The 22,446-nt window shown below is 57.5% G+C and carries 22 protein-coding genes; 21 read left to right on the top strand and 1 reads right to left on the bottom strand.

The features are described 5' to 3' along the window. Positions 1-3: 3 nt before the first annotated feature. Positions 4-1,521 (bottom strand): chromosomal replication initiator protein DnaA, encoded by a 1,518-nt coding sequence (gene dnaA / locus DK871_RS01135; RefSeq protein WP_161903702.1) that lies wholly within the window; start codon positions 1,519-1,521, stop codon positions 4-6. A 585-nt stretch (positions 1,522-2,106) separates the two neighbouring features. Here dnaA and rpmH point away from each other — a divergent pair. The 21 genes from rpmH to glmS all read left to right on the top strand — a co-directional run bounded on the left by rpmH (position 2,107) and on the right by glmS (position 22,394). Further along, complete coding sequence (gene rpmH / locus DK871_RS01130) at positions 2,107-2,241, top strand: 50S ribosomal protein L34 (protein ID WP_003213577.1); 135 nt, start codon at positions 2,107-2,109, stop codon at positions 2,239-2,241. Between the two features lie 13 nt (positions 2,242-2,254). Further along, positions 2,255-2,662 (top strand): ribonuclease P protein component, encoded by a 408-nt coding sequence (gene rnpA, locus DK871_RS01125; RefSeq protein ID WP_020302575.1) that lies wholly within the window; start codon positions 2,255-2,257, stop codon positions 2,660-2,662. Next, the gene (yidD, locus tag DK871_RS01120; protein ID WP_019816912.1) at positions 2,655-2,900 is read left to right on the top strand and encodes a membrane protein insertion efficiency factor YidD; all 246 of its coding nucleotides are present in this window, start codon (positions 2,655-2,657) and stop codon (positions 2,898-2,900) included. Before rnpA ends, yidD begins: the two co-directional genes overlap by 8 nt. Before the next feature lie 2 nt (positions 2,901-2,902). Then, complete coding sequence (gene yidC, locus DK871_RS01115; protein ID WP_003195904.1) at positions 2,903-4,585, top strand: membrane protein insertase YidC; 1,683 nt, start codon at positions 2,903-2,905, stop codon at positions 4,583-4,585. A gap of 79 nt (positions 4,586-4,664) precedes the next feature. Then, a complete protein-coding gene (gene mnmE, locus DK871_RS01110) occupies positions 4,665-6,035 on the top strand; it encodes a tRNA uridine-5-carboxymethylaminomethyl(34) synthesis GTPase MnmE (protein ID WP_056790746.1) in 1,371 nt (456 codons plus the stop codon). Positions 6,036-6,580: 545 nt separating this feature from the next. Next, positions 6,581-8,473, top strand: a complete 1,893-nt coding sequence (gene mnmG, locus DK871_RS01105) for a tRNA uridine-5-carboxymethylaminomethyl(34) synthesis enzyme MnmG (protein ID WP_161903701.1) — start codon at positions 6,581-6,583, stop codon at positions 8,471-8,473. Beyond that, the gene (gene rsmG / locus DK871_RS01100; RefSeq protein WP_161903700.1) at positions 8,470-9,114 is read left to right on the top strand and encodes a 16S rRNA (guanine(527)-N(7))-methyltransferase RsmG; all 645 of its coding nucleotides are present in this window, start codon (positions 8,470-8,472) and stop codon (positions 9,112-9,114) included. Before mnmG ends, rsmG begins: the two co-directional genes overlap by 4 nt. Positions 9,115-9,132: 18 nt before the next feature. Then, on the top strand, positions 9,133-9,930 hold the full coding sequence (locus tag DK871_RS01095) for a ParA family protein (RefSeq protein WP_003195891.1): 798 nt from the start codon (positions 9,133-9,135) through the stop codon (positions 9,928-9,930). A 9-nt stretch (positions 9,931-9,939) separates the two neighbouring features. Then, positions 9,940-10,812, top strand: coding sequence for a ParB/RepB/Spo0J family partition protein (locus tag DK871_RS01090; protein WP_003195890.1), 873 nt, complete (start codon positions 9,940-9,942; stop codon positions 10,810-10,812). A 148-nt stretch (positions 10,813-10,960) separates the two neighbouring features. Continuing rightward, positions 10,961-11,368 (top strand): F0F1 ATP synthase subunit I, encoded by a 408-nt coding sequence (locus DK871_RS01085; RefSeq protein WP_010565865.1) that lies wholly within the window; start codon positions 10,961-10,963, stop codon positions 11,366-11,368. Between the two features lie 16 nt (positions 11,369-11,384). Beyond that, positions 11,385-12,254 (top strand): F0F1 ATP synthase subunit A, encoded by an 870-nt coding sequence (gene atpB, locus DK871_RS01080; protein ID WP_003195886.1) that lies wholly within the window; start codon positions 11,385-11,387, stop codon positions 12,252-12,254. 133 nt (positions 12,255-12,387) lie between these two features. Beyond that, positions 12,388-12,645 carry a F0F1 ATP synthase subunit C gene (gene atpE / locus DK871_RS01075; protein ID WP_002555987.1) on the top strand — a complete coding sequence of 86 codons (258 nt, stop codon included), beginning with the start codon at positions 12,388-12,390 and terminating at the stop codon, positions 12,643-12,645. Positions 12,646-12,701: 56 nt separating this feature from the next. Then, a complete protein-coding gene (locus DK871_RS01070) occupies positions 12,702-13,172 on the top strand; it encodes a F0F1 ATP synthase subunit B (protein ID WP_003195835.1) in 471 nt (156 codons plus the stop codon). A gap of 12 nt (positions 13,173-13,184) precedes the next feature. Continuing rightward, entirely contained in the window at positions 13,185-13,721 is a 537-nt protein-coding gene (locus DK871_RS01065; protein WP_003195833.1) for a F0F1 ATP synthase subunit delta, read from the top strand. Positions 13,722-13,742: 21 nt separating this feature from the next. Continuing rightward, positions 13,743-15,287 (top strand): F0F1 ATP synthase subunit alpha, encoded by a 1,545-nt coding sequence (gene atpA / locus DK871_RS01060; protein ID WP_003195831.1) that lies wholly within the window; start codon positions 13,743-13,745, stop codon positions 15,285-15,287. Positions 15,288-15,337: 50 nt separating this feature from the next. Next, a complete protein-coding gene (gene atpG / locus DK871_RS01055; RefSeq protein WP_003195829.1) occupies positions 15,338-16,198 on the top strand; it encodes a F0F1 ATP synthase subunit gamma in 861 nt (286 codons plus the stop codon). Positions 16,199-16,225: 27 nt separating this feature from the next. Continuing rightward, positions 16,226-17,602 carry a F0F1 ATP synthase subunit beta gene (atpD, locus tag DK871_RS01050; protein WP_003195827.1) on the top strand — a complete coding sequence of 459 codons (1,377 nt, stop codon included), beginning with the start codon at positions 16,226-16,228 and terminating at the stop codon, positions 17,600-17,602. Positions 17,603-17,646: 44 nt separating this feature from the next. Then, on the top strand, positions 17,647-18,063 hold the full coding sequence (locus DK871_RS01045) for a F0F1 ATP synthase subunit epsilon (RefSeq protein ID WP_003177061.1): 417 nt from the start codon (positions 17,647-17,649) through the stop codon (positions 18,061-18,063). Between the two features lie 123 nt (positions 18,064-18,186). Next, on the top strand, positions 18,187-19,554 hold the full coding sequence (gene glmU, locus DK871_RS01040) for a bifunctional UDP-N-acetylglucosamine diphosphorylase/glucosamine-1-phosphate N-acetyltransferase GlmU (protein ID WP_056790770.1): 1,368 nt from the start codon (positions 18,187-18,189) through the stop codon (positions 19,552-19,554). Between the two features lie 229 nt (positions 19,555-19,783). After that, positions 19,784-20,551: a DeoR/GlpR family DNA-binding transcription regulator gene (locus DK871_RS01035; RefSeq protein WP_003195822.1), complete on the top strand. Its 768-nt coding sequence runs from the start codon at positions 19,784-19,786 to the stop codon at positions 20,549-20,551. A gap of 10 nt (positions 20,552-20,561) precedes the next feature. After that, positions 20,562-22,394, top strand: coding sequence for a glutamine--fructose-6-phosphate transaminase (isomerizing) (gene glmS, locus DK871_RS01030; protein WP_032894388.1), 1,833 nt, complete (start codon positions 20,562-20,564; stop codon positions 22,392-22,394). The last annotated feature ends 52 nt before the right edge of the window (positions 22,395-22,446 follow it).

The raw sequence follows: 22,446 nt of genomic DNA, 5'->3' as shown, positions 1-22,446 counted from the left end.
TCATCACGTAGTCAGTGTACGCAGCAGGTTCTTGTAGTCCTCGCGAATATCCGCGTCGGATTCCTTAAGTTCATTGATCTTGCGGCATGCGTGCAAGACCGTGGTGTGGTCGCGTCCGCCAAACACATCACCGATTTCCGGCAGGCTGTGGTTGGTCAACTCCTTGGAGAGGGCCATGGCAACCTGGCGTGGACGTGCAACCGAGCGCGAACGGCGCTTGGAAAGCAGGTCGGAAATCTTGATCTTGTAGTACTCAGCCACGGTGCGCTGGATGTTATCCACACTCACCAGCTTGTCCTGCAAGGCCAACAAGTCTTTCAAGGACTCGCGAATCAGCTCGATGGTGATATCGCGGCCCATGAAGTGCGAGTGAGCGATAACCCGCTTGAGCGCGCCTTCCAGCTCACGCACGTTGGAACGGATGCGTTGGGCAATGAAGAATGCAGCGTCGTGCGGCAGATCGACTTTAGCCTGGTCGGCCTTCTTCATCAGGATCGCTACACGGGTTTCCAACTCCGGTGGCTCGACTGCAACCGTCAGGCCCCAGCCGAAACGCGATTTCAGACGCTCTTCCAGGCCTTCGATTTCCTTCGGGTAACGGTCACTGGTCAAGATGACCTGCTGGCCACCTTCGAGCAGGGCGTTGAAGGTGTGGAAGAACTCTTCCTGGGAACGCTCCTTGCGTGCGAAGAACTGAATGTCATCGATCAGCAAGGCATCAACGGAGCGGTAGAAACGCTTGAACTCGTTGATGGCGTTGAGCTGCAAAGCCTTGACCATGTCGGCCACGAAGCGCTCCGAATGCAGGTAAACCACCTTGGCATTCGGGTTCTTCTTTAATAGGTGGTTACCGACGGCGTGCATCAAGTGCGTCTTACCCAAGCCCACACCGCCATAAAGGAAGAGCGGGTTGTAACCATGCTTGGGGTTATCGGCGACCTGCCAGGCGGCCGCTCGGGCCAGCTGGTTGGATTTACCTTCGACGAAGTTTTCGAAGGTAAACGTACGGTTCAGGTAACTGGTGTGCTTGAGCGCGCCTTCTACCTGCACAGTGCGTTGCTCGGAGCGCACAGGCGCCTGCTGGGAGCTGGCACCGGCCATCGGGTCGAAGCTGTCGCGAGACGGCTCCTCATTTTCTGGCGCATTTTTGCGCGACGATGGTTTGGACGACGCAGCTGTCGGTGCAGGCGCGGCGGCGACAGGCGCCACTGCAGCTTGGGCTTGCGACGCGGCGGCGGCCAATGGCGCATTCGGCGCGGCGCGAGGAGCTGAGCTGCGCTTGCTGCCTATTAATAAGGAGAGGGCAGGCGCTAGACCGTTGCCATGTTCGTCGAGCAATTCGAGAACGCGGCCCAGGTACTTCTCGTTGACCCAGTCGAGGACAAAACGATTGGGCGCATAGACACGCAACTCGTCGCCTTCGGCTTCGACCTGTAGCGGACGGATCCAGGTGTTGAATTGCTGGGCAGGCAGCTCATCGCGCAAAAGCTCCACGCACTGCTGCCAAAGTTCCACTGACACGGATATCCCCTAAGTTGAAAGCCGGTGAGGCAAAAACAGCCGCCATTGTAGCGGCCAGCCGTCCACTTATCCACATGTAGGTTGCTCACAGGCCACCCAAAATCAATGCCTTAACCGCAAAAAATGCGACCAGTGGTCTGTGCATAAGCTCTGTGGATAAACCCACCTGAGCTCGTTGTACAAGTGGGGTCGAAAGTCTGTGGGTAACCGGTCTGTGGATAACTAGCTGTTCCACACACAGCTTATCCGATAGCGCAGCACAGGCAGAGCACCGCTTCTCCCCCGTGTTGTCATTCTCTGTACAACACGTAGAACAAGGGCTAAAGGCAGTTATCCACAGATGATCACGCCTCTAGCTTTTATAAGCTTTACAGAAAAGCTTTAAATAACTTCCTTCTTTATTTTTATATCTATGGCATGTCGGATGGAAGCCAAACGGGGAGAAGGACGTCAGGACCCCGTCGACATCTAATTAAAGGAAAAGCTGGTTGGAAATTGACCTAGAGGCTTGCTTTCTCTAGAATCGCCGGTCTCTTAAAACGGGGGCCATTCCGGCCCGTTGTGGACGAACCAGGTAACAACGCCATGAAACGTACTTTCCAACCAAGCACCATCAAACGCGCCCGTACTCACGGCTTCCGTGCTCGCATGGCTACCAAGAACGGCCGTGCTGTCCTGTCGCGTCGCCGCGCCAAAGGTCGTGCGCGTCTGGCAGTTTGATAATCCGGTACTGGTGGTGAGTCAGGACTTCAGTCGGGAAAAGCGTCTGCTAACCCCCCGGCATTTCAAGGCAGTCTTTGACTCCCCCACCGGCAAGGTTCCGGGGAAAAATCTCCTGCTCCTTGCGCGTAACAACGATCTTGATCACCCCCGTCTCGGGTTGGTGATCGGCAAGAAGAGCGTAAAGCTCTCCGTTGAGCGCAATCGCCTCAAGCGTCTGATGCGCGAATCGTTTCGCCTCCACCAGGACACTCTGGTTGGTTGGGATATTGTTATCGTCGCGCGCAAAGGCTTGGGTGATGTAGAAAACCCCGAATTGATTCAGCATTTCGGCAAGCTCTGGAAACGTTTGGCGCGTACCCACAAGCCAGCACCAGCAGTCAGCACCGAAACTGTAGGGGTAGACAGCCTTGATGCGTAAACTGGCAATCGTTCCGATCCAGTTTTATCGCTATGCCATTAGTCCTCTGATGGCCAGCCACTGTCGTTTCTACCCCAGCTGTTCCTGCTACGCGTTAGAGGCCATAGAAAATCATGGTCTTCTGCGCGGTGGCTGGCTGACCTTTCGTCGTTTAGGTCGCTGTCATCCGTGGAATCCCGGTGGTTATGACCCGGTTCCACCTATCCCTACCTCCCGTTCTTCTTCGATGGCCGAGTAATCATGGATATTAAACGCACAATCCTGATCGTCGCCCTGGCAATCGTGTCCTATGTCATGGTCCTTAAATGGAACCAGGACTACGGTCAGGCTGCCCTGCCGACTCAGAATGTTGCTACCAATCAGGCTGCGCCGGCTATTCCGGACACCCCGTTGGGTAACAATGCGTCCGCGAGTGCCGATGTTCCCAGCGCGAATGGCGAGACAAGTGCCCCGTTAGAAACGCCAGTGGTCACCAACAAAGACCTCATCCACGTAAAAACGGATGTGCTTGACCTGGCTATCGACCCACAGGGTGGTGATATCGCACAGCTGAAGCTGCCGCTTTATCCACGTCGCCAAGACCATCCGGATGTGCCGTTCCAACTGTTCGATAACGGCGGTGAACGTACTTATCTGGCGCAAAGCGGCCTGACCGGCACCAATGGTCCGGATGCACGTGCTACCGGTCGTCCGGTTTATTCGACCGAACAGAAGACTTATCAACTGGCAGACGGCCAGAACCAGTTGAACGTCGACCTGAAATTCAGCCTCGACGGCGTCAACTACATCAAGCGTTTCAGCTTTACCCGCGGTTTGTACGATTTGAAGGTCACTTACCTGATCGACAACACCAGCGACAAAGCCTGGAGCGGCAACCTGTTTGCCCAACTCAAGCGTGACGCCAGCTCCGATCCGTCTTCCAGCACCGCCACCGGCACCGCGACTTACCTGGGCGCCGCCCTGTGGACAAGTAACGAGCCGTACAAAAAAGTGTCGATGAAAGATATCGACAAGGGCACGCTGAAAGAAACCGTCCAAGGTGGCTGGGTAGCGTGGCTGCAGCACTATTTCGTGACCGCCTGGATCCCGAACAAGGGTGACGCGAACCTGGTTCAAACCCGCAAGGACAGCCAGGGCAACTACATCATTGGCTTCACTGGCCCGGCGTTGACCGTCGCTCCAGGTGCCAAGGCTGAAACCAGCGCTACCCTGTACGCCGGCCCTAAAAGCCAGGCCGTATTGAAAGAGTTGTCCCCAGGTCTGGAACTGACTGTGGATTACGGCTTCCTGTGGTTCATTGCCCAGCCGATCTTCTGGTTGTTGCAACATATCCACAGCATCGTCGGTAACTGGGGCTGGTCGATCATCTTCCTGACCATGCTGATCAAAGGGCTTTTCTTCCCTCTGTCGGCAGCCAGCTACAAGTCGATGGCGCGTATGCGTGCCGTGGCCCCGAAACTGGCCGCGCTGAAAGAACAACATGGTGATGACCGGCAGAAAATGTCGCAGGCCATGATGGAGTTGTACAAGAAAGAGAAGATCAACCCGCTGGGTGGATGCTTGCCGATTCTGGTACAGATGCCGGTGTTCCTGTCGCTTTACTGGGTACTTCTGGAAAGCGTGGAAATGCGCCAGGCACCGTTCATGCTGTGGATAACTGACCTGTCGATCAAAGACCCGTTCTTTATCCTGCCGATCATCATGGGCGCGACCATGTTCATCCAGCAGCGTCTGAACCCAACCCCGCCGGATCCGATGCAGGCCAAGGTAATGAAAATGATGCCAATCATCTTCACCTTCTTCTTCCTGTGGTTCCCTGCTGGCTTGGTACTGTACTGGGTGGTCAACAACGTGTTGTCGATCTCTCAACAGTGGTACATCACACGTAAAATCGAAGCGGCTACCCAAAAAGCCGAGGCGTAATTTACTCTGTGGATAACCACTCAAGACGCCCCCTAGTGGGGCGTTTTGCTTTCCGTCACTTTTGTTCTGGAACCTGCTGATGAGCGCTCCTCGTGAAACCATCGCTGCTGTCGCCACCGCTCAAGGTCGAGGCGGCGTCGGTATCGTTCGAATTTCCGGGCCATTGGCGGGCGTGGCAGCCAAGGCTATCAGCGGCCGGGAGCTGAAACCCCGTTATGCCCATTACGGCCAGTTCCTGGATGCCGACCAAAGCGTATTGGACGAGGGTTTGGCTATTTATTTTCCGGGGCCAAACTCGTTCACCGGTGAAGATGTCCTTGAATTACAAGGGCACGGTGGTCCTGTGGTGTTGGATATGCTGCTGCAGCGCTGCTTGCAATTGGGTTGCCGCCTGGCCAGACCCGGGGAATTCAGCGAACGCGCATTCTTGAACGATAAGCTCGACCTGGCCCAGGCCGAAGCGATCGCCGATTTGATCGAAGCCAGTTCTGCACAGGCTGCACGTAACGCATTGCGTTCATTGCAGGGGGCGTTTTCCCTGCGTGTGCATAACTTGACCGAGCAGTTGATCAGCCTGCGCATCTACGTTGAAGCCGCGATTGATTTTCCGGAAGAAGAAATCGACTTCCTGGCAGATGGCCATGTGTTGGCGATGCTGGATAAAGTCCGCGATGAGTTATCCACAGTGCTGCGCGAAGCCGGGCAGGGCGCCTTGTTACGCGATGGTATGACAGTGGTGATTGCCGGCAGGCCCAATGCAGGCAAATCCAGCCTGCTCAATGCCCTGGCAGGGCGCGAAGCGGCCATCGTCACCGAGATCGCCGGCACTACCCGGGATATCTTGCGTGAACATATCCACATCGACGGTATGCCGCTGCACGTGGTGGACACTGCTGGTTTACGCGATACCGACGACCAGGTGGAAAAGATCGGCGTGGAACGTGCGCTCAAGGCGATCAGCGAAGCCGATCGTGTGTTGCTGGTGGTGGATGCCACTGCGCCGGAAGCTGTGGATCCTTTTGCCTTGTGGCCCGAATTCCTTGAACAACGGCCAGACCCAGCCAAAGTCACCTTGATCCGTAACAAGGCCGATCTTACGGGTGAAGCCATCGCCCTGGAAACCAGTGAAGATGGCCACGTCACCATCAGCCTGAGCGCGAAATCGGCCGGTGACGGTCTGGAGTTGCTGCGCGAACACCTTAAAGCCTGCATGGGCTACGAACAGACGTCGGAAAGCAGCTTCAGTGCGCGCCGCAGGCACCTGGAAGCGCTGCGTCATGCCAGCGCGGCCTTGGAGCACGGGCGGGCCCAGCTGACCTTGGCGGGGGCTGGGGAGCTGCTGGCTGAAGATCTGCGCCAAGCGCAGCAGCTGTTGGGTGAAATCACCGGGGCTTTCAGCTCGGATGATTTGCTCGGCAGGATCTTTTCCAGCTTCTGTATCGGCAAGTAAACCCCGCCTTCGTTCTCCACAGGCAGGCCTCTCGTGCCTGTCTGTTCGGCGTCCACATCCTATTTTTGATCTCCTTTGCCTGCGACGGTGGCTTTGCCGTGGACGCTATTCACACTGGTTGGCGCGTTTTTTGTGGATTAAGCCCTGTGAATAACCACTTCTGTGCCCAGTTGATAACAGGGCCTGAAACCTGAGTAAAAACCCGCCTGTGGATAACCACCGCTTTAATCCACAGGCTTAAAGCACTTATCCAAGGGCCTCATTGGCAGATGATCACAACGTTTTGAATCGCTGTACACTTTGTAAATAAAGGGCTGTAGAGATCTATCCACAGAAAGGTCGCTCAGTATAAATAAACATAAAAACAAAGATTTAATAAATTTCTCTCTTTTAACTTCTATTGTCTGTGATTCATCCACAGCTGGTTAAATTTTGTGCAAAGGGTTCTTTAGGAAGGGCTAAGTCCCTATACTTGCCCGCAAAGCTCTAAAACCCTTTCAACAAACAATTCCTGATTACCTACATAAGCAGGCACGAGGTGCGTGGTGGATTTCCCTTCCCGTTTTGAAGTGATCGTCATCGGCGGCGGTCATGCCGGTACCGAGGCAGCACTGGCGTCAGCACGCATGGGCGTAAAAACCCTGTTGCTGACGCACAACGTGGAAACCCTCGGAGCCATGAGTTGCAACCCCGCGATTGGCGGGATTGGCAAAAGCCATCTGGTCAAGGAAATCGATGCCCTTGGCGGCGTGATGGCCATGGCCACCGACAAAGGTGGCATTCAGTTTCGTGTGCTCAACAGCCGAAAGGGCCCGGCCGTGCGTGCAACCCGCGCCCAGGCCGACCGTATCCTGTACAAGGCAGCGGTACGTGAAACCCTGGAAAACCAGCCGAACCTGTGGATATTTCAGCAGGCAGCCGATGACCTGATCGTCGAACAGGACCAGGTACGCGGTGTCGTCACTCAAATGGGCCTGCGTTTCTTCGCAGAATCCGTTGTACTGACCACCGGCACTTTCCTGGGTGGGCTTATCCACATCGGGATGCAGAATTATTCCGGTGGTCGCGCTGGCGATCCGCCGTCGATTGCTCTGGCAAAACGCCTGCGGGAATTGCCGTTGCGTGTCGGTCGCCTGAAAACCGGGACCCCGCCACGTATTGACGGGCGTTCCGTGGATTTTTCGGTGATGACCGAACAAGCCGGCGATACGCCGATTCCGGTCATGTCGTTCATGGGCTCCAAGGAACAGCACCCGAAACAGGTCAGCTGCTGGATTACCCACACCAACGCCCGTACCCACGAAATCATTGCCGCGAACCTTGATCGTTCGCCGATGTATTCCGGGGTGATCGAAGGCATTGGCCCGCGGTATTGCCCGTCGATCGAAGACAAGATCCACCGCTTTGCCGACAAGGAGAGCCACCAGGTCTTTATCGAGCCGGAAGGGTTGACCACCCACGAGCTGTATCCCAACGGAATTTCCACTTCGCTGCCGTTCGATGTGCAAATCCAGATCGTGCAGTCGATTCGCGGTATGGAAAACGCGCACATCGTGCGTCCGGGCTACGCCATCGAGTACGACTACTTCGACCCGCGCGACCTGAAATACAGCCTCGAAACCAAAGTAATCGGCGGCCTGTTCTTCGCCGGCCAAATCAACGGCACCACCGGTTATGAAGAAGCCGGCGCCCAAGGTTTGCTGGCCGGGACCAACGCAGCATTGCGTGCACAGGGCAAAGACAGCTGGTGCCCGCGTCGCGATGAAGCCTACATCGGCGTATTGGTCGACGACCTGATTACCCTGGGTACCCAGGAACCGTACCGCATGTTCACTTCTCGGGCGGAATACCGTCTGATCCTGCGCGAAGACAACGCCGACCTGCGCTTGACCGAAAAAGGTCGCGAGCTGGGCCTGGTCGATGACGCCCGCTGGGCGGCCTTCTGCAAAAAACGCGAAAGCATTGCGCTCGAAGAACAGCGTCTGAAAGGTACCTGGGTTCGCCCGGGCACGGAGCAGGGCGACGCCATTGCAGAAAAATTCGGCACGCCGTTGACCCATGAGTACAACTTGCTCAACCTGCTTTCCCGTCCGGAAATCGACTACGCTGGTCTGGTCGAAGTGACTGGCCAGGGCGCAGAAGACCCCCAGGTTGCCGAACAGGTTGAAATCAAGACCAAATACGCAGGCTACATTGATCGCCAGCAGGACGAGATCGCCCGGCTGCGCGCCAGTGAAGACACCAAGCTGCCTGTGGATATCGACTACACCGGGATTTCCGGGTTGTCGAAAGAAATTCAAAGCAAGTTGGGGATAACTCGTCCGGAAACCCTCGGCCAGGCTTCACGCATCCCTGGCGTCACCCCGGCAGCCATCTCGCTGTTGATGATTCATTTGAAAAAACGCGGCGCGGGCCGTCAGTTGGAGCAAAGCGCTTGAGTTCGTTGGTCACCTCGCAACACGCCGAAGAGTTATCCACAGGAGCGCGTCAGTTGGGCGTGGCCCTGACCGAAGCCCAGCATGAGTTACTGCTGGGCTACCTGGCCCTGTTGATCAAATGGAACAAGGCTTACAACCTGACCGCAGTACGTGACCCAGACGAGATGGTGTCGCGACATTTGCTTGACAGCCTCAGCGTGATGCCGTTTATCGAAAACGGCCGCTGGCTCGACGTCGGCAGTGGCGGCGGCATGCCTGGCATTCCGTTGGCGATCCTGTTTCCCGATTCCCACGTGACCTGCCTGGACAGCAACGGCAAGAAAACCCGATTCCTGACCCAGGTCAAACTCGAACTCAAGCTGGATAACCTGCAAGTTATCCACAGTCGTGTCGAGGCGTTCACGCCTGAACTGCCGTTCAACGGGATCGTGTCCCGGGCGTTCAGCAGCATGGATAACTTCAGCAACTGGACGCGCCACCTGGGCGACCGTGACACCCGTTGGCTGGCAATGAAGGGCGTTCATCCAAGCGACGAGCTGTTAGCATTGCCGGCAGACTTCCACCTCGATAGCGAACACGCCTTGGCCGTACCTGGTTGCCAAGGCCAACGCCATCTGCTGATACTGCGCCGCACGGCATGATTGGGAACACAAGCAAGAATGGCTAAGGTATTCGCGATAGCGAACCAGAAAGGTGGCGTGGGTAAAACCACCACCTGTATCAACCTCGCAGCATCCCTGGTCGCGACCAAGCGTCGGGTGCTGCTGATCGATCTCGATCCACAGGGCAACGCCACCATGGGTAGCGGTGTGGATAAACACGGCCTGGAAAACTCGGTCTACGATTTGCTGATTGGCGAATGCGACCTGGCCCAGGCCATGCACTATTCCGAGCACGGCGGTTACCAACTGCTGCCGGCCAACCGCGATCTGACCGCGGCGGAAGTGGTGCTGCTGGAAATGCAGATGAAAGAAAGCCGTCTGCGCAGCGCCCTGGCGCCCATTCGCGACAACTACGATTACATTTTGATCGACTGCCCACCGTCGCTGTCGATGCTCACGCTTAACGCCCTGGTAGCCGCCGATGGGGTGATTATCCCCATGCAGTGCGAGTACTACGCGTTGGAAGGCCTGAGCGACCTTGTGGATAACATCAAGCGCATTGCCGAGCTGCTCAACCCGAAACTGCAGATCGAAGGTTTGTTGCGGACGATGTTCGACCCGCGCCTGAGCCTGATGAACGATGTCTCGGCGCAGCTCAAGGAACACTTCGGTGACCAGTTGTACGACACCGTGATTCCACGCAACATCCGCCTGGCCGAAGCGCCAAGCTATGGCATGCCCGCGCTGGCGTACGACAAATCCTCGCGTGGCGCCATTGCCTACTTGGCATTGGCTGGCGAGATGGTTCGCCGGCAACGCCGCAATTCACGCACCGCTGCAGCCCAGCCAACTTAAGGAATCCCCATGGCCGTCAAGAAACGAGGTCTCGGACGTGGACTGGATGCACTGTTGAGTGGTCCGACCGTCACATCGCTTGAAGAACAAGCGGTGCAGGCCGACGAGCGCGAGCTGCAGCACTTGCCGCTGGACCTGATCCAGCGCGGCAAATACCAGCCACGTCGGGACATGGACCCCCAGGCCCTGGAAGAACTGTCCAACTCGATCAAGGCTCAGGGCGTGATGCAGCCCATCGTGGTGCGCCCCATTGGCGGCGGCCGCTTTGAGATCATCGCCGGTGAGCGCCGCTGGCGCGCCAGCCAGCAGGCCGGCAAGGAAACCATCCCGGCCATGGTGCGCGATGTGCCGGATGAAACCGCGATCGCCATGGCGTTGATCGAGAATATCCAGCGTGAAGACCTCAACCCGATCGAAGAAGCGATTGCGTTGCAGCGTTTGCAGCAGGAATTCCAGCTCACTCAGCAGCAAGTGGCCGAGGCGGTGGGCAAGTCCCGCGTCACCGTGTCCAACTTGTTGCGTTTGATCGCTCTGCCGGAAGTGATCAAGACCATGTTGTCCCACGGCGACCTGGAAATGGGCCATGCCCGGGCGTTGCTCGGTTTGCCGGAAAATCAACAGGTTGAAGGGGCGCGACACGTTGTCGCACGAGGCCTGACCGTACGTCAGACTGAAGCGCTGGTGCGCCAGTGGCTCAGCGGCAAACCTGCACCGGTGGAAACCGCCAAACCTGATCCGGATATCGCGCGACTCGAGCAGCGCCTGGCCGAGCGCCTGGGCTCTGCGGTGCAAATTCGTCACGGCAAGAAGGGCAAAGGGCAATTGGTCATCGGATATAACTCCCTTGACGAGCTTCAAGGCGTCCTTGCCCACATCCGCTGAAACATTTGCTTATGTAGCGCGTGATCGGAAATCACTACCCGACAGTTGAATAGGGGCTGAACCGCCCCTATACTCTGCGCGCATTTTGTCGGCACAAATTATGCCAAGTTATTGATTTCCGGCAGCCGACCATTGAGGAGCAAGAGTGATGGAAACCCGCACGCCAAACACGTTGCCGTTCCATCGCTTGGCTGTTTTTCCGGTTCTACTGGCTCAATTTGTCATTTTGCTGATCGCCGCATTGGCGCTTTGGTATTGGCATGGAGTCGTAGCCGGGTATTCAGGACTCTGCGGAGGCCTGATAGCCTTGCTGCCCAATATGTATTTTGCTCACAGGGCCTTTCGGTTTTCCGGCGCCCGAGCAGCCCAGGCTATCGTCCGGTCTTTTTATGCCGGCGAGGCGGGGAAACTGATTTTGACGGCAGTGCTGTTTGCACTGACCTTTGCAGGTGTGAAGCCATTGGCGCCGCTGGCTGTATTCGGCGTCTTCGTGTTGACCCAACTGGTCAGCTGGTTCGCTCCCCTGCTTATGAAAACAAGACTTTCGAAACCTTAGGGCGTTTGAGGCAACCATGGCAGAAACAACCGCTTCGGGCTATATCCAGCACCACTTGCAGAACCTGACCTTCGGTCAGCTTCCTAATGGCGGCTGGGGCTTTGCCCACACCGCAGCAGAAGCCAAAGAAATGGGTTTCTGGGCTTTCCACCTGGATACTCTGGGTTGGTCGGTCGCATTGGGCCTGATCTTCGTTCTGATTTTCCGCATGGCGGCGAAGAAGGCGACTTCCGGTCAGCCAGGTGCTTTGCAGAACTTCGTTGAAGTATTGGTCGAATTCGTCGATGGAAGCGTGAAAGACAGCTTCCATGGCCGTAGCCCGGTGATTGCACCGCTGGCACTGACCATCTTCGTCTGGGTGTTCCTGATGAACGCCGTCGACCTGATCCCGGTGGACTGGATTCCTCAGTTGGCCATGGCGATCTCCGGCGACCCGCACATTCCATTCCGCGCCGTATCCACCACTGACCCGAACGCCACACTGGGCATGGCTCTGTCGGTATTCGCGCTGATCATTTTCTACAGCATCAAGGTCAAGGGCATCGGCGGCTTCATCGGCGAACTGACCCTGCACCCGTTCGGCAGCAAGAACATCTTCGTTCAAGCCCTGCTGATCCCGGTGAACTTCCTGCTGGAATTCGTCACCCTGATCGCCAAGCCGATTTCCCTGGCTCTGCGACTGTTCGGCAACATGTATGCCGGCGAGTTGGTGTTCATTCTGATCGCTGTGATGTTCGGCAGCGGTCTGCTCTGGCTTAGCGGCCTGGGCGTAGTTCTGCAGTGGGCGTGGGCTGTGTTCCACATCCTGATCATTACCCTGCAGGCCTTCATCTTCATGATGCTGACCATCGTCTACCTGTCGATGGCGCACGAAGAGAACCATTAAGACCAGTCTCGACTAGTCTGATGTCCTTCCCGGTCAAACGGGAAGGTGGCCCAACAGGGCTATGAAACGATTTGTTTTACCGCTTTAAAATCTAAAAAACCTAAACCATACGACGTAAAAGTCGGGAGGAAAGATGGAAACTGTAGTTGGTCTAACCGCTATCGCTGTTGCACTGTTGATCGGCCTGGGCGCCCTGGGTACTGCCATTGGTTTCGGCCTGCTGGGCGGCAAATTCCTGGAAGGCGCAGCGCGTCAGCCAGAAATGGTCCCAATGCTGCAAGTTAAAATGTTCATCGTCGCCGGCCTGCTCGACGCCGTGACCATGATCGGCGTTGGTATCGCATTGTTCTTCACCTTCGCGAACCCCTTCGTTGGTCAACTCGCTGGCTAATCACTCGACTTTTCGAGTGATTGGGGTGATGGACAACGAATGAGCGAGGTGTTGGCGTGAACATTAATGCAACCCTGATTGGCCAATCCGTTGCGTTCTTCATTTTTGTAGTGTTTTGCATGAAGTTCGTGTGGCCTCCGGTCATCGCGGCTTTGCACGAACGTCAGAAGAAGATCGCGGATGGTTTGGACGCTGCCAGCCGTGCAGCTCGCGACCTGGAGTTGGCCCACGAGAAAGTGGGTCAGCAACTGCGCGAAGCTAAAGCACAGGCAGCCGAGATCATTGAGCAAGCCAAGAAACGCGGTAACCAGATCGTCGAAGAGGCTGTTGAAAAAGCCCGCGTCGAAGCTGACCGTGTGAAGGCTTCGGCTCATGCCGAGATCGAACAGGAACTGAACGGTGTCAAAGACGCGCTGCGTGCCCAACTGGGTGCTCTGGCCGTTGGCGGTGCTGAGAAGATCCTCGGTGCCACAATCGATCAAAACGCGCACGCGGAGCTGGTTAACAAACTGGCTGCTGAAATTTAAGCGAGGGCGATCATGGCAGAACTGACCACGTTGGCCCGACCTTACGCTAAGGCAGCCTTCGAGCACGCCCAGGCCCACCAGCAACTGGCCTCTTGGTCAGCCATGCTCGGCCTGGCTGCAGCAGTGTCGCAAGACGACACCATGCAGCGCGTGCTCAAGGCCCCGCGCCTGACGAGCGCAGACAAGGCCGCCACTTTTATTGAAGTGTGCGGCGACAAGTTTGATGTGAAGGTGCAGAACTTCATCCACGTCATTGCCGAAAACGACCGTCTCCCGCTATTGCCGGAGATCGCCGCTCTGTTCGACCTGTACAAGGCCGAAGCAGAGAAATCGGTAGACGTTGAAGTGACCAGTGCTTTCGCATTGAACCAAGAACAGCAAGACAAACTCGCCAAGGTTCTCAGTGCACGACTCAATCGGGAAGTGCGCCTGCAAGCTTCGGAGGACGCATCGCTTATTGGTGGTGTTGTTATCCGTGCCGGCGACCTGGTTATCGATGGCTCGATTCGCGGCAAAATCGCGAAACTTGCCGAAGCATTGAAATCTTGAGTTTGAAGGGGCAGCAGAGCAATGCAGCAACTCAATCCTTCCGAAATAAGTGAAATTATCAAGGGCCGCATCGACAAGCTCGATGTGACCTCCCAAGCCCGTAACGAAGGCACTGTCGTCAGCGTATCTGACGGCATCGTGCGGATTCACGGTCTGGCCGACGTCATGTACGGCGAGATGATCGAGTTTCCGGGCGGCGTCTACGGTATGGCCCTCAACCTGGAGCAAGACTCCGTAGGTGCCGTTGTATTGGGCGCATACACCAGTCTGGCTGAAGGCATGAGCGCCAAGTGCACAGGCCGCATCCTGGAAGTTCCGGTTGGTAAGGAACTGCTGGGTCGCGTTGTCGATGCACTGGGTAACCCTGTTGACGGTAAAGGTCCACTGGGCAACACCGAGACCGACGCGGTCGAGAAAGTTGCTCCGGGCGTGATCTGGCGTAAGTCGGTAGACCAGCCTGTACAGACTGGCTACAAGGCTGTCGATGCCATGATCCCAGTCGGCCGTGGCCAGCGTGAGCTGATCATCGGTGACCGTCAGATCGGTAAGACCGCTCTGGCGATCGACGCGATCATCAACCAGAAAGACAGCGGCATTTTCTGCGTCTACGTCGCCATCGGTCAGAAGCAATCGACCATCGCCAACGTGGTTCGCAAGCTGGAAGAAAACGGCGCCCTGGCCAACACGATCATCGTGGCTGCCAGTGCTTCGGAATCTCCTGCGCTGCAATTCCTGGCACCGTACTCCGGTTGCACCATGGGTGAATTCTTCCGCGACCGCGGTGAAGACGCGCTGATCGTTTATGACGATCTGTCCAAGCAAGCAGTGGCTTACCGCCAGATTTCCCTGCTGCTGCGCCGTCCACCAGGCCGTGAAGCCTACCCAGGCGACGTGTTCTATCTCCACTCCCGTCTGCTGGAGCGCGCATCCCGCGTTTCGGAAGAGTACGTAGAGAAGTTCACCAACGGCGCAGTGACCGGCAAAACCGGTTCCCTGACCGCACTGCCGATCATCGAAACCCAGGCTGGCGACGTTTCCGCGTTCGTTCCGACCAACGTGATTTCCATCACCGACGGTCAGATCTTCCTGGAATCGGCCATGTTCAACTCAGGGATTCGCCCTGCAGTGAACGCCGGTGTTTCGGTATCCCGTGTGGGTGGTGCCGCTCAGACCAAGATCATCAAGAAGCTCTCCGGTGGTATCCGTACCGCTCTGGCTCAGTACCGTGAACTGGCGGCATTCGCCCAGTTCGCTTCTGACCTGGACGAAGCGACCCGTAAGCAACTTGAGCATGGTCAGCGCGTTACCGAGCTGATGAAGCAGAAGCAATACGCCCCAATGTCGATCGCTGACATGGCGTTGTCGCTGTATGCCGCTGAGCGTGGGTTCCTGACCGACGTTGAAATCGCCAAGGTCGGCAGCTTTGAACAAGCGCTGATTGCTTACTTCAACCGCGATCACGCCGAATTGATGGCGAAGATCAACGTGAAGGGTGACTTCAATGACGATATCGACGCTGGCATGAAAGCCGGTATCGAGAAGTTCAAGGCCACCCAAACCTGGTAAGCCGCAGCGGGAGCCGCAAGGCTCCCGCTTGCTAACCTGATAGGTGTTACATGGCAGGCGCAAAAGAGATTCGCAGTAAGATTGCGAGCATCAAAAGCACGCAAAAAATTACCAGCGCCATGGAAAAAGTGGCGGTCAGCAAAATGCGCAAGGCACAAATGCGCATGGCTGCTAGCCGTCCTTATGCGGAGCGTATCCGCCAGGTAATTGGGCATCTGGCCAACGCCAACCCGGAATACCGCCACCCGTTCATGATCGAGCGCGCCGTCAAGCGTGTGGGTTATGTGGTAGTGAGCAGTGACCGTGGTTTGTGCGGTGGTCTGAATACCAACCTGTTCAAGGCCCTGGTCAAGGACATGGCGGTAAACCGCGAAAACGGCGTCGAGATCGATCTGTGTGTTGTTGGTAGCAAGGGTGCGGCCTTTTTCCGCAACTTCGGCGGTAACGTCGTTGCAGCTATCAGCCACCTGGGTGAAGAGCCGTCGATCAATGATTTGATCGGCAGTGTGAAGGTGATGCTGGATGCGTACCTGGAAGGCCGGATTGACCGCCTGTCCGTGGTATCCAACAAGTTCATCAACACCATGACCCAGCAGCCAACCGTGGAGCAATTGATTCCACTGGTGGCGACCCCGGATCAGGAACTCAAGCACCACTGGGACTACCTCTACGAACCAGACGCCAAAGAGCTGCTTGACGGCTTGATGGTGCGCTACGTGGAGTCGCAGGTGTACCAGGCGGTGGTCGAGAACAACGCAGCTGAACAAGCGGCGCGGATGATCGCGATGAAAAACGCTACCGATAACGCCGGTGATCTGATCAGCGATTTGCAGCTGATCTACAACAAGGCGCGTCAGGCTGCGATCACCCAAGAGATCTCGGAAATCGTCGGCGGCGCTGCCGCGGTTTAACGGTTCAAATATTCAGAGGATCCAGCTATGAGTAGCGGACGTATCGTTCAAATCATCGGCGCCGTTATCGACGTGGAATTTCCACGCGACAGCGTACCGAGCATCTACAACGCGCTGAAAGTACAAGGCGCGGAAACTACCCTGGAAGTTCAGCAGCAGCTGGGCGACGGCGTAGTTCGTACCATTGCGATGGGTTCCACCGAAGGCTTGAAGCGCGGTCTGGACGTTGTCGACACTGGCGCTGCCATCTCCGTACCGGTCGGTAAAGCGACCCTGGGCCGGATCATGGACGTACTGGGCAACCCGATCGACGAAGCTGGCCCGATTGCCACCGAAGAGCGCTGGGGCATTCACCGCGCAGCACCTTCGTTCGCAGAACAAGCGGGCGGCAACGACCTGCTGGAAACCGGCATCAAGGTTATCGACCTGGTTTGCCCGTTCGCCAAAGGCGGTAAAGTCGGTCTGTTCGGTGGTGCCGGTGTAGGCAAGACCGTAAACATGATGGAACTGATCCGTAACATCGCCATCGAGCACAGCGGTTATTCCGTGTTCGCAGGTGTGGGTGAGCGTACTCGTGAGGGTAACGACTTCTACCACGAGATGAAGGACTCCAACGTTCTGGACAAAGTGGCACTGGTTTACGGCCAGATGAACGAGCCGCCGGGAAACCGTCTGCGCGTAGCCCTGACTGGCCTGACCATGGCCGAGAAGTTCCGTGACGAAGGTAACGACGTTCTGCTGTTCGTCGACAACATCTACCGTTACACCCTGGCCGGTACTGAAGTATCCGCACTGCTGGGCCGTATGCCTTCGGCAGTAGGTTACCAGCCGACCCTGGCTGAAGAGATGGGCGTTCTGCAAGAACGTATCACTTCGACCAAGGAAGGTTCGATCACCTCGATCCAAGCGGTATACGTACCTGCGGATGACTTGACCGACCCGTCGCCAGCCACCACCTTCGCCCACTTGGACGCCACCGTCGTTCTGTCCCGTGACATCGCTTCCCTGGGTATCTACCCAGCGGTCGATCCACTCGACTCGACTTCGCGCCAGCTGGACCCGAACGTGATCGGCCAGGAGCACTACGACACCGCTCGCGGCGTTCAGTACGTGCTGCAGCGTTACAAAGAACTGAAGGACATCATTGCGATCCTGGGTATGGACGAGCTGTCGGAAGCCGACAAGCAGTTGGTAAACCGTGCTCGTAAGATCCAGCGTTTCTTGTCGCAGCCGTTCTTCGTGGCTGAAGTCTTCACCGGTGCCTCGGGTAAATACGTTTCCCTGAAAGACACCATTGCTGGCTTCAAAGGCATCCTCAACGGTGACTACGACCACCTGCCAGAACAAGCGTTCTACATGGTCGGCGGCATCGAAGAAGCGATCGAGAAAGCCAAGAAACTGTAATCCTGGCGCCCGGAAACGGGCGCTCATCAGGTTGAGGCAATCAGATGGCTATGACAGTCCATTGCGATATCGTCAGCGCGGAAGGGGAAATTTTCTCCGGTCTGGTAGAAATGGTGATTGCACACGGCGAACTCGGTGACCTGGGTATTGCCATGGGCCACGCGCCGTTGATCACCAGCTTGAAGCCAGGTCCGATCACTCTGACCAAGCAAGGCGGGGAAAAGGAGGTGTTTTACATCTCCGGTGGTTTCCTCGAGGTTCAGCCGAACATGGTCAAGGTACTTGCCGACACCGTGCAACGTGCTGGCGACCTGGATGAAGCCTCCGCTCAGGAAGCCGTCAAGGCTGCCGAGAAGGCGCTGAACGAAAAAGGCGCAGACTTCGACTACAGCGCTGCTGCAGTCCGTCTGGCCGAGGCCGCAGCCCAGCTGCGTACTCTCCAGCAGATCCGCAAGAAGTAAGCGGCCACGCCGTTTTGCTTGATGCGTGATTGATTAAAAAGGGTAGCCTCGGCTACCCTTTTTCTTTTTTTGCAAAACACTTCTTTGGTCTGAACCCGGACCGCCCAAGATTGGTAGCCATTCATGTCTCTTGAAATCGTCATTCTCGCCGCAGGCCAGGGCACCCGCATGCGTTCAGCCCTGCCCAAGGTACTGCACCCGGTCGCGGGCAACTCCATGCTGGGTCATGTTATCCACAGCGCCCGGCAGTTGGACCCGCAACGTATTCATGTGGTGATCGGCCACGGTGCAGACCTGGTTCGCGAGCGTCTGGCCGCGGACGATCTGAATTTCGTATTGCAAGACAAGCAACTGGGCACCGGCCACGCGACCGCGCAGGCTGTGCCTTTCATCACCGCGGACACGGTATTGATCCTCTACGGCGATGTCCCGCTGATTGAAGTGGAAACCTTGCAACGCCTGCTCAAGCACGTGGTGCCTGGCCAGATGGGCCTGCTGACCGTTGAGCTGGATGACCCTACAGGATACGGCCGTATCGTGCGCAACGCCGACGGCAAGGTGGCTGCCATCGTTGAACACAAAGACGCCAGCGAAGCCCAGCGCGCGATTACTGAAGGCAACACCGGTATTCTCGCGGTGCCTGCCAACAAGCTCGCCGACTGGATGAGCCGCCTGTCCAACAACAATGCCCAGGGCGAGTATTACCTCACCGACGTCATCGAGATGGCCGTCAGCGATGGCCTGCTGGTCGCCACCGAGCAGCCCCACCATCCGATGGAAGTGCAGGGCGCCAACGACCGCAAGCAACTGGCAGAGCTGGAGCGTCACTATCAACTGCGCGAAGGCCTGCGCCTCATGGCCCAGGGTGTGACCCTGCGAGACCCGGCGCGTTTCGATGTACGTGGCGAAGTGACGGTGGGCCGCGACATCCTGATTGATATCAACGTGATCCTCGAAGGCCGCGTGATCATTGAAGACGGTGTCGTCATCGGCCCGAACTGCGTGATCAAGGACAGCACCTTGCGCAAAGGCGTGGTGGTCAAGGCTAACAGCCATATCGACGGTGCCGTGATGGGCGAGGGCAGTGATGCCGGGCCGTTTGCGCGCTTGCGTCCGGGGAGCGAGCTGGGGGCCAAGGCCCATGTGGGTAACTTTGTCGAACTGAAAAACGCTCACCTGGGCGAAGGCGCCAAAGTCGGCCACCTGACTTACCTGGGCGATGCCGTCATCGGCGCCCGCACCAACATCGGTGCCGGCACCATCACCTGCAACTATGACGGTGCCAACAAGTACCAGACCACTATTGGTGAAGACGTGTTCATCGGCTCCAATAACTCCCTGGTTGCTCCTGTGACCATCGGCGACGGTTCCAACACCGCCGCGGGCTCAACCATCAACCAGGATGTGGATAAGTCCCAACTGGCTGTTGCCCGCGCTCGCCAACGCAACATCGACGGCTGGAAACGCCCGGTCAAAATCAAGAAGACCTGAGTTATCCACAATTCGATAGATTGGGGCGCACTCCTGTGGGAGCTGGCTTGCCTGCGATAGCGGTCTGACATTCAGCATGGATGTCGCCTGACAAACCGCTATCGCAGGCAAGCCAGCTCCCACAATTGATTTGTGGTGACTTAAAAATATTGCATGCCCCGCTTGACGATCTTTCGCCAATAGGTTTTGATTGCCTTCGTTATCTTTCGAAACGAAACTTATCACTACCATGTCGAAACGAAACACCCCCCAACGACGCCACAATATCCTGACCTTGCTCAACGAACAGGGCGAAGTCAGCGTGGACGAATTGGCCAAACATTTCGAAACGTCGGAAGTGACCATCCGCAAGGACCTTGCCGCCCTCGAAAGTAACGGCCTGCTCCTGCGTCGCTACGGTGGCGCAATCACCATGCCCCAAGAGCTGGTGGGTGACGCCGCCCAGCCCATCTCGGCCTACAAGCGCGCCATTGCCCGTGCGGCGGTGAAGCGTTTGCGTGAGCATGCGCGCATCATCATCGACAGCGGCAGCACCACCGCCGCGATGATTCCCGAACTGGGGCATCAGCCGGGCCTGGTGGTGATGACCAACTCCCTGAACGTAGCCCGCGCCTTGAGCGAACTGGAACATGAACCGGTGCTGTTGATGACCGGCGGCACCTGGGACCCGCATTCGGATTCGTTCCAGGGCCAGGTCGCCGAGCAGGTGCTGCGTTCCTACGACTTTGACCAGCTGTTCATCGGTGCCGATGGCATCGACCTGCAGCGCGGCACTACCACCTTCAACGAGCTGCTGGGCTTGAGCCGTGTGATGGCCGAGGTCGCCCGTGAAGTGGTGGTGATGGTCGAATCCGACAAGATCGGCCGCAAGATTCCCAACCTGGAACTGCCCTGGAGCAGCGTCCATACCCTTATTACCGATGATCGCCTGCCGCTCGAGGCCCGCGACCAGATCCAAGCCCGCGGCATTACGCTGATATGCGCGGCAATCATCTAGGAGAAGCACCATGTGTGGAATTGTTGGCGCAGTCGCCGAACGTAACGTTACTGCCATCCTGATCGAAGGCCTCAAGCGCCTCGAATACCGCGGCTACGACAGCGCCGGTGTCGCCGTCTTCACTAACGCTGGCAAGCTGGAGCGCATGCGCCGCCCGGGCAAGGTCAGCGAGTTGGACCAGGCCCTGGCCGGTGAACCGCTGGTAGGTCGCTTAGGGATCGCCCACACCCGTTGGGCCACTCACGGCGCCCCGTGCGAGCGTAACGCTCACCCGCACTTCTCCGGCGACCTGGCGGTGGTGCACAACGGCATCATTGAAAACCACGAAGTGCTGCGCGAACAGCTCAAGGGCCTGGGCTACGTCTTCACCTCGGACACCGACACCGAAGTGATCGCCCACCTGCTCAACCACAAGCTCAAGGACCACAGCGACCTGACCACCGCCCTCAAGGCCACGGTCAAAGAGCTGCACGGTGCCTACGGCTTGGCCGTGATCAGCGCCAGCCAGCCTGACCGCGTCGTGGCAGCCCGCAGCGGCAGCCCGCTGGTGATCGGCCTGGGCCTGGGTGAGAACTTCCTCGCCTCCGATCAACTGGCCCTGCGCCAGGTGACCGACCGCTTCATGTACCTGGAAGAAGGCGACATTGCCGACATCCGCCGTGAAAGCGTGCAGATCTGGGATGTGAACGGTCAGTCCGTCGAGCGCGAAGCCGTGCAATACCGCGATGGCGCCGAAGCCGCTGATAAAGGCGAGTTCCGCCACTTTATGCTCAAGGAAATCCACGAGCAGCCGTCCGTGGTACAGCGCACCCTGGAAGGTCGCCTGAGCCAGAACCAGGTGTTGGTGAACGCGTTCGGCCCGCAAGCCGCCGAACTGTTCGCCAAAGTGCGCAACGTGCAGATCGTCGCCTGTGGCACCAGCTACCACGCCGGTATGGTGGCGCGTTACTGGTTGGAAGAACTGGCCGGCATCCCGTGCCAAGTCGAAGTCGCCAGCGAGTTCCGCTACCGCAAGGTGGTGGTGCAGCCCGACACCCTGTTCGTGACCATTTCCCAGTCTGGTGAAACCGCCGACACCCTGGCCGCCCTGCGCAATGCCAAGGAACTGGGCTTCCTCGGCAGCCTGGCCATCTGCAACGTCAGCATCAGTTCCCTGGTGCGTGAATCCGACCTGACCCTGCTGACCCAGGCCGGTCGCGAAATCGGCGTAGCTTCCACCAAAGCCTTCACTACCCAACTGGTGGGCCTCTTGCTGCTGACCCTGTCCCTGGGCCAAGTGCGCGGCACCCTCGCTGAAGGTGTCGAAGCCACCCTGGTGGAAGAACTGCGCCGCCTGCCGACCCGCCTGGGCGAAGCCTTGGCCATGGACAGCACCGTGGAAAAAGTCGCCGAACTGTTCGCCGACAAGAACCACACCCTGTTCCTCGGCCGTGGCGCGCAGTACCCGGTGGCGATGGAAGGCTCGCTGAAACTCAAGGAAATCTCGTACATCCACGCCGAAGCCTACCCGGCCGGCGAGCTGAAGCACGGCCCATTGGCCCTGGTGGATGACGACATGCCAGTGGTCACCGTGGCGCCGAACAACGAACTGCTGGAGAAGCTCAAATCCAACCTGCAGGAAGTACGCGCCCGTGGCGGCCAACTGATCGTCTTCGCTGATGAAAAGGCCGGCATGACCAACGGTGAAGGCACCCACGTCATCAACATGCCGCATATCCACGACACCCTGTCGCCAATCCTTTACACCATTCCGCTGCAATTGCTGTCGTACTACGTCGCCGTGCTCAAGGGCACCGACGTGGACCAGCCGCGTAACCTGGCGAAGTCGGTGACGGTGGAGTAAGACTTACTGACGTACCCAAAAGGGGCTGTTTTCAACAGCCCCTTTTTTCGTT

It is taken from the genome of Pseudomonas sp. L13, assembly GCF_009935965.1.
GTDB lineage: Bacteria > Pseudomonadota > Gammaproteobacteria > Pseudomonadales > Pseudomonadaceae > Aquipseudomonas > Aquipseudomonas lactis.
Note: the sequence above shows the minus strand (reverse complement) of the source record. Positions and strands in the feature narration are given on the sequence as shown.